6 protein-coding genes, 3 pseudogenes, 1 riboswitch and 2 other annotated features are annotated in these 7,726 nt (G+C 43.9%); of the genes and pseudogenes, 3 read left to right on the top strand and 6 right to left on the bottom strand.

Annotated features, from left to right (window positions below):
- Positions 1-122: 122 nt before the first annotated feature.
- Together ACEYV4_RS08505 and ACEYV4_RS08510 are read left to right on the top strand one after the other, a co-directional pair.
- Positions 123-362 carry a response regulator gene (locus ACEYV4_RS08505; RefSeq protein WP_373842874.1) on the top strand — a complete coding sequence of 80 codons (240 nt, stop codon included), beginning with the start codon at positions 123-125 and terminating at the stop codon, positions 360-362.
- Positions 352-471 (top strand): annotated as a pseudogene (locus ACEYV4_RS08510) (glutamate racemase); the annotation flags it as partial. The gene ACEYV4_RS08505 and the pseudogene ACEYV4_RS08510, both read left to right, overlap by 11 nt.
- A 22-nt stretch (positions 472-493) precedes the next feature.
- Here the strand turns inward: ACEYV4_RS08510 and ACEYV4_RS08515 are convergent.
- From ACEYV4_RS08515 to ACEYV4_RS08540, 6 genes and pseudogenes are all read right to left on the bottom strand, one after another.
- Positions 494-844 (bottom strand): annotated as a pseudogene (locus ACEYV4_RS08515) (helix-turn-helix domain-containing protein); the annotation flags it as partial.
- 167 nt (positions 845-1,011) lie between these two features.
- Entirely contained in the window at positions 1,012-2,202 is a 1,191-nt protein-coding gene (locus ACEYV4_RS08520; protein WP_373842875.1) for a PLP-dependent aminotransferase family protein, read from the bottom strand.
- 20 nt (positions 2,203-2,222) lie between these two features.
- The gene (locus tag ACEYV4_RS08525; protein ID WP_373842876.1) at positions 2,223-3,170 is read right to left on the bottom strand and encodes a ketopantoate reductase family protein; all 948 of its coding nucleotides are present in this window, start codon (positions 3,168-3,170) and stop codon (positions 2,223-2,225) included.
- A gap of 75 nt (positions 3,171-3,245) precedes the next feature.
- Positions 3,246-3,485: a binding site (T-box leader), on the bottom strand.
- A gap of 236 nt (positions 3,486-3,721) precedes the next feature.
- Positions 3,722-5,020: an asparagine--tRNA ligase gene (gene asnS, locus ACEYV4_RS08530; RefSeq protein ID WP_373842877.1), complete on the bottom strand. Its 1,299-nt coding sequence runs from the start codon at positions 5,018-5,020 to the stop codon at positions 3,722-3,724.
- 29 nt (positions 5,021-5,049) lie between these two features.
- Positions 5,050-6,060 (bottom strand): aspartate--ammonia ligase, encoded by a 1,011-nt coding sequence (asnA, locus tag ACEYV4_RS08535; RefSeq protein ID WP_373842878.1) that lies wholly within the window; start codon positions 6,058-6,060, stop codon positions 5,050-5,052.
- A gap of 63 nt (positions 6,061-6,123) precedes the next feature.
- Positions 6,124-6,379 (bottom strand) — a binding site (T-box leader).
- 62 nt (positions 6,380-6,441) lie between these two features.
- Positions 6,442-6,993, bottom strand: a complete 552-nt coding sequence (locus ACEYV4_RS08540; protein WP_373842879.1) for a folate family ECF transporter S component — start codon at positions 6,991-6,993, stop codon at positions 6,442-6,444.
- A 53-nt stretch (positions 6,994-7,046) separates the two neighbouring features.
- Positions 7,047-7,143, bottom strand: a riboswitch (THF riboswitch).
- 229 nt (positions 7,144-7,372) lie between these two features.
- Between ACEYV4_RS08540 and ACEYV4_RS08545 the strand changes: the two are divergent.
- A pseudogene (locus tag ACEYV4_RS08545) lies at positions 7,373-7,726 on the top strand (ATP-binding protein); the annotation flags it as partial.

A 7,726-nucleotide genomic window follows, 5' to 3' on the forward strand; every position in this document is an offset into this window, starting at 1 on the left:
GTGGCGGGTGAACATGCGCATCAATTTCGAAGTCGATTGAGACGTTGGCTCAGCGAAGTGCAGTGCCGAGATGTCCGGCAGCAGCGTGAGGGGACCATGCGGTTGAGGGCGCGAAGAAAACAATGAGTGCTGTGACGTGGACGATCGGCTGTGTCGAGGATGATCCCGACCAGGCCGCACTTTTGCGATTGTGGTTGGAGCAGGCCGGATACGGATGCGCGGTCTTCCGGTCTTCCAGTGACTTCCGGCGCCGCCTCGGCAACGAGGCGGTCGATCTGGTGTTGCTGGACCGAAGCCTGCCGGATGCCAAGGGGCTGGACGTGCTGGCCTGGATCAGGCAGTCGGCCATAATTACCGAATGAATCGACCGTATTCATTGGTGACAACGCACATATCCCGTATGGTGATAAAACCAACGAAGAGGTTATTGCGTTAACTCGGCGCAGTGTTAAGTTTTTATTAAATACTGAACCAGCTATTTACGGTATTAACTTAAGATATAAAGTACAATTGCAGATGCAATAACGGCTAAGATAAGTAAGCCATATTGACCCCAAGAAATATGGCCCGTATCTAGTTGGTCCGCCATTAAACCTAAAACTCTTGGTGGAACTAAATTAGCAAAGGATGTCAAAGCTAAAAGAGTAATTCCAAGAATATAACGTTTCTTGGTATGTTTAACTGCTAAGGATTCAAAACCGTGTTCCCGAGCCAGATTAATCCAGTGCTGTGCGATTGTTTTATCCGCCATGCCATATTTTTTGCATAGTTTATATTGGCTGATGCCACCTTGTAAATATTCTTGAACAACTTTGATTTTGAATTGTGTTGAATACTTTGTCATATAAAAAAGCCACCCTAAAATTGTTAGATTTGTCTAACAATTTTAGGGCAGTTCAAACTTGGGAGACTTATTTTGTTATGGCTTACAAATTAGAACAATTAGATTAATAAACATAAAAGTATTTCAAAACAAAGAATTTACTTTGAAATGTCTATCATTGGCGTCATTTAATTCTTTAACGCTTCATCCAAAGCAGCCCCTAGTTGTTTCATCCCAACCATGATCTTGTCTTCCTTGGCATTAGAATAATTTAGACGGAAAGTACCAGGATCTGCTTTACCAGCAAAGAATGGGTCACCAGGGACGAAGGCCACGTTGTGCTTCAAACATTTCTTGAAGAGAGCCACTGTATCATCAACCCCGGGAACAGTTACCCATAGGAACATACCACCTTCAGGATTAGTATACTTAACCGACTTAGGGAAGTATTTCTTAATTCCGTCGGTCATTAATTTCTTTCGCTTACCATAGAGGTTACAAATGTCTTTAACATGGGCATCCACGTCGTTATCCTTTAGAAATTCAGTAACGGCATATTGAACTAAGTTGTCAGTGTGTAAGTCTGCTGACTGTTTCAAAACAGTTAGTTTTTGGATAACTTCTGGTTCAGCTACGATCCAGCCAAGACGAAAACCAGGTGCCAAAATCTTAGAGAAGGTGCTCATGTAGAAGACGTGGCCGTCGGGATCGAAAGACTTCACGGATGGGACATGCTTCCCAGCAAAGCGAATCTCACCATAAGGGTTATCTTCGAGCAAAGGAACGTCGTATTTGGATGCCAATTCAGCGAATTTCTTTCTTCGTTCTGCTGGCATCGTCCGACCAGTTGGATTTTGGAAGTTTGGCACTGAATAAATTAAAGAAGTATTTGGATGGGCCTTCAAAGCATCTTCTAAGGCATCCATACGCATACCATCTTCATCCATTGGGACACCAACGATATTAGCGCCGTATGTTTTTAAAACGTTCAGGGCACACAGGTAAGTAGGTTGTTCAACTAGGACGGTGTCACCGGGGTTAACAAAGGCTTTGCCAACCAGGTCGATTGCTTGTTCAGAACCCGTGGTCACCAATACATTTTCCAGCTTGGCATGCACGTCTTCCTTGCGGGCAATTCGTTTAAGAATCAATTGCCTAAGTTCAGTTAAACCAGCTGAAGAACCATATTGCATTGCCTGGCGACCATGTTTTTCAAAGGCCTTGTCGGTAGCTTCTTTCATCGCCTTAACGGGGAACATTTCTGGAGCAGGCAGACCGCCGGCAAATGAAATTACTTTTGGATCCGCCGCGGCTTGGAGGATAGCTCCAACTGCATCATTACCACCAACAGGAACACGTTTAGAAAACTTAAATGTCATTTTAATCACTCCTTAGTTTATTACTTATGTTCACGAGTTGCTTCGGCTAAATGGACTAGGTTGGTAACAAAATTATGAGTTTTAGCTTCATAATGATATTTACGACCTAGTCGAACTAAATAACCATTGATATAATCAACTTCCACCGGTCGATCATGGGTCATGTCTTGGTACATTGAAGGGTAGTGGTGGGGGTTGCCAACTTTGGAAACATAATCGACAGACTTTAACTCTTCAGCCCGGGTGCTAACTAATTGCACCCCAGCTCGTTCGCAGACATCGTATGCCTCATCAATTAGTTGCCGTGATAGCTCATCGGCTTTTTCAAAGTTGGCATATTCACCCATTGTAATTTCAAACATGGTACAGAGAGTATTAACCACTGAGTTGAAAACGACCTTTGCCATTAACGTTCCCATGAAGTTGGTCTTGAGAGAAGGGTTAAAGTTGGCTTTCTTTAGTTCGGTCATTAACTGTCTTGTTTTGTCGTCGGGCTTTTCGGTGTAATTAGCCCAATTGGTGGTCCCTAGCCCGGGCTTGCCCACGAATTCGACTTCACCGGGACCGGTGAGAATGGTAGCCACCAAGGCCGTGCCTGCAACCAATTTTTCTTTCGGGAAGAATTTTAGTAATTTTTCGATATGCCCCATGCCGTTCATGGCGGTTAAACAGTATTGGTTCTTAAAGAAATGTCGACAACGTTTTAGCATATCATCGAGCTGCATCTGTTTTAATTCAAAAAAGACAAAATCAGCATCCGTCGCGGTGTACTCTTCGGGGGTATATACATTCACGGGAACCAGATGTTTATTCTGGTGCTCCCTAGTAACGTAAACCCCTCCTTGTTCTTTTATTTTGTCGTAATGTGGCTTCCAGCCTTCAACAAAGTCGACTTGGTTACCAGCTTCTTGTAGTAACACACCAAAACGCAATCCCATAGCACCAGCGCCAACGATAGTGAATTTCATAATCAAGACTTCCTCTCTTTTGCTTATTAGCTAGAGAATGGTTATAAAAAAGCGTCCCACTGATTCTTTGACGAATCGAGGGACGCTTCTGCGTGTTACCACCCTGTCTTTGTTAATGGCTTACACCACTAACTTCAATGTTCAATGAATAAATCATTAAACACGGTAGCGATAATGGGCTACTCCCACCGCGAATTACTGTTAGTTCATTCGGGCACTCAAAGTGATTTTCGTTGTAATCTCGTTATCCTTTCGCATCAAACAAGGACTCTCTGAAAATTTAATTACAATTACTGTTCTTTTCAACGTGTTTTTATAATCATTTTCTAATTGTTTTTTAATATACATGCCTAACCATGAATTGTCAAGGGTATTTAAAGAATTTATTTATCGAAAAGTGCATTTTCAACGAATAGCAGTTACCAATGTGTGATGAAAATTACGAAAAGCTCATTTTCGTAAAATAGAACGGACCATCATTAACTAAAATACCCCCGTAAACACGTTTTTCGATGTTTACGGGGGTTAAAGTTATTGTTAAATTTGGTTTGTTATGGGCGTAGCCGGTTGATCATCCGTGGGAACGGAATGTTTTCCCGAATATGATCTTGAAGAGTGACCCAAGCGAGGAACCGTTCTAGTCCCATCCCGAAACCAGAGTGGGGAACAGAACCGTACTTACGCAGGTCATCATACCAGCCATAGTCCTTCTTGGACAGGCCATTTTCTTCCAACTTATTGGTGATATAGTCATAATCGTAGGAACGTTCAGAACCGCCAATGATTTCACCATAACCTTCAGGTGCTAACAGGTCAGCACAGATAACTTGGCGGTCGTCTGTAGGGTCGGTTGGCATGTAGAAGGCCTTGATGGACCGTGGGTAATTTTTGATGAAGACGGGCTTCTTAAATTGGTCGGCCAGGTAGGTTTCTTCCGGTGAACCGAAGTCATCGCCATACTTAACATCGAGGCCACCCTTTTGCAGCATTTCAATGGCTTTCTTGTAGGTAACCCGTGGATATGGCAGTTCGGTGAATGGCTTCAGGCTTTCGACGGACCGACCCACCATTTCGAGCTCGGTGGCACAGTGGTCAATGAGGTCTTGGATCAGGTAGGCAACGTATTGTTCCTGAATCTGTTCACTTTCTTCTTCGTGACACCAAGCCATTTCTGGTTCGATCATCCAGAATTCAGTCATGTGGCGCCGGGTCTTAGACTTTTCAGCCCGGAAAGTTGGCCCCATCGTGTAAATTCGCCGCAATGCCATGCAGCCGGCTTCACCATAGAGCTGACCGGACTGGGATAGGTAAGCATCGGTATCAAAGTATTTAACGTCAAACAGTTCCGTTGTTCCTTCAGGAGCGGAGGAAGTCAGGATTGGTGCATCGAACTGAGTGAAACCATGCTTGTCAAAAAATTCCATCGTAGCTAATTTTACCCGGCTCCGGATCCGCATCAATGCCCAAGGCTTGCGGGACCGTAACCAGAGATGACGGTGGTCAAGCAGGAAGTCGATTCCGTGTTCCTTGTTACCAATCGGGTAATCTTCGCTTTCGCCAACGACCTTAATGTCTTGAATATGAATCTCATAGCCAAACTTAGACCGTTGATCCTCAGCAATCTTACCGGTTACCACGAAACTGGTTTCCTGGTGGAGGTCATGCTTAGCGAGGTTAAAGATCTCTTCTGAGACATCGTTCTTGCGGATGATTCCTTGGAAAAATCCGGTACCGTCCCGCAGCTGCAGGAAGGCAATTTTTCCGCTAGACCGCTTATCCGTCAGCCAAACACCGATTTTAACGGTTTCGCCAACGTGCTTTGGTGATTCACTAATTGTAATTGTTTCCACTGTACTATACTCTCCCAACCTTTGTTATTTTACAGAATCTGGATGTGTGCCTTGGCGCACTTTTCAAGCATATCCTTTGGCCAAACACTGGCTTGTACCTCACCAACATGGGCCTTGCCAAGCAGGAGCATGCAGAGCCGGGACTGACCAATTCCTCCACCAATTGTATATGGTAATTCGCCGTTGAGCAACATTTTATGGAATGGTAGTTTAGCCCGTTCTTCTACGCCGGCTTTCTTCAGCTGTTCACGCATTGATTCAGGACTAACCCGGATCCCCATGCTGGAGATTTCAATCTTGCATTGCAGTGGTTCGTACCAGAAAATGATGTCCCCGTTAAGCTGCCAATCATCATAGTCGGGTGCCCGACCATCGTGCGGCTTACCGGAACGACGTAACTTGTCACCGATCTTCATAACAAAGACAGCACCCATTTCCTTAGCGATCTTGTCTTCCCGTTGCATTGGGGACAGGTCTGGCCAGCGATCTTCCAGTTCCTGGGTAGTAATGAAGTGAATATCATCAGGCAGTTGGTAAACGGCGTCAGGATAAAGGTTCCAGAGTTCCCGGGAGATCTTTTTGATAACCTTGAAGATCTGGCGAACGGTGGACTTCAGCGTTTCTTCTGTCCGTTCTTCCTTGGCAATGATCTTTTCCCAGTCCCATTGGTCAACGTAGATGGAGTGGAAGTTGTCGACGTCTTCGTCCTTCCGAATGGCGTTCATGTTGGTGTAGAGGCCTTCGTGCATTCCAAAGCCATACTTCTTCAGGGCTAACCGTTTCCACTTGGCGAGGGAGTGAACAACTTCAATCGTCTTGCCCGGTAGTGATTGCATGGTGAAGGAAACTGGCTTTTCAACCCCGTTCAAGTTATCGTTGAGCCCGGTTCCCTTTTCAACAAACATTGGTGCGGACATCCGCTGTAGGTGTAACTCGTGACCAAATTCTTCCTGGAAGTTTTCCCGGATGAACCGGATCGCAGCTTCGGTATCACGAATAGATAACTTTGGATCGTAATCTTTTGGAATAATTAAACTCATAGATAGCACTCCTTAAAGAATTTAGATTTGAAGACGAACAAAAAAGCCTTCCGTCCCCATTAACTAAGGGACGAAAGGCTTCTTTCCGCGGTACCACCCAAGTTGCCTAAGCAAAAGCACTTAGACCTCTTTTAGAACACGAGCATGTTCTCCCGGTGTGGTAACGTACCGGCGACGACTGAGCCTACTTTGCATAACGCATTTGGGTCAGCGGCATTCGACAAAGTGTTTTTCAATAGTCCGGGGTCGACCGGTCTCTCACTGCCACCGGTTCACTGGACGAACGCGACTATTTACTCTTCTTTCTCATCGCTTTTTTAATTCTTTAATGGTATTCTAACCTAAATTTTAGAAATTGCAAGAGTTTTTGGCAATTATTTCTTATCTACTAGTCGGTAAGTTGATTTTGGCGACTTGGCGAAGGATAAAGTAAACGACTAATCCTTCGATTGGCCAGGTAATAATTTCTTTAGGTAACCGAATCGTTAGCAGGGCCATGAAAGTACGGCCGGTACTAGATGAACTCAGACTCATCAGGTAGATCCATAGCGTCGTGAAGATAACGTTGGTGATCAGGATCTGGAAGAATTCATAAACCAGGGCCCGTTGCCAAGTGATTTTTTGATTGTAAAGAAACATCCCCGCAATCACGCCAGACACGAAGGCCGAGAAGGTAAAGCCCGGGAAGAAAAGGGTTCCGGAGCTCAAAATGGTGTTGGAAATCAAATCGTTGATGACCATTGCAATTCCGCCGGTCCAAGGCCCTAAGAAGTAACCAATTAGGGCCGTAGCCATGAAACCTAGGCCGACTTTAACAACGGTCGGGTCACCAACCGAAAGCTTACCCAGGACGACCTGTAAGGCGATTAGCATTGATGCCAGGGTCATCTGCCTGGTTGTGAAACGTGGACTAGTAAAAGATAAGATTGACATTATCAAAACCTCCCTAAGATATTTTGTTGGGGACGACATTGACGAGTGTCCAATGTGGTGAATGCGGAAAACCCAAGCAGCCCAAATGACTTCCTTTCGACGTTCACATTCCGTTCCGCCGAACAATTACTCGGGAGTTCCTACCCCAACACGAAGTAGTATATGATATACACGGATTATTTTCAACAGCTAAGTCTATATCATTGTCAAATCGTTAACATTTATATTAATTATAGATAAATAGTTCATGAATTTGAAATACGGCATTAACTGAAGCATTTGAAATGGTCTATTATTGGTAATCTTGGTTTGGTAAAAGTTATAAAAAGTTATAAAAGTATTTTAAAGTTATAAAAAGTTATAAAATGAGGTGTCCCTGATGACAAAAAATCCATTTAATCCGAGCTTTGGAGCGGTCCCTAGTATTTTCCTTGATCGTGATTCATTAACCAAGCGGATTATTACCGAGTTGAATCGTCAGCGTTCACCATTTCAAACATCCTTAATATACGGACAACGTGGTGCTGGGAAAACAACGTTGATGACTGATGTAGCAAATGAATTAAGTCAAGATAAACATTGGCAAATTATTAATCTGGTTTTAGATGACGATCTTTTGGATTCTTTGATAGTTCAATTACGTGATAAGTTGTTAAACTTGCATCTTTTTAAAGACCTTGATTTGACTATTAACTTTAAGGGAATTCAGTTGAATACTAAAGTTGGTAATCAA

Origin of the sequence: Limosilactobacillus sp. (genome assembly GCF_041859915.1) — a bacterium.
Classification (GTDB): Bacteria; Bacillota; Bacilli; order Lactobacillales; family Lactobacillaceae; genus Limosilactobacillus.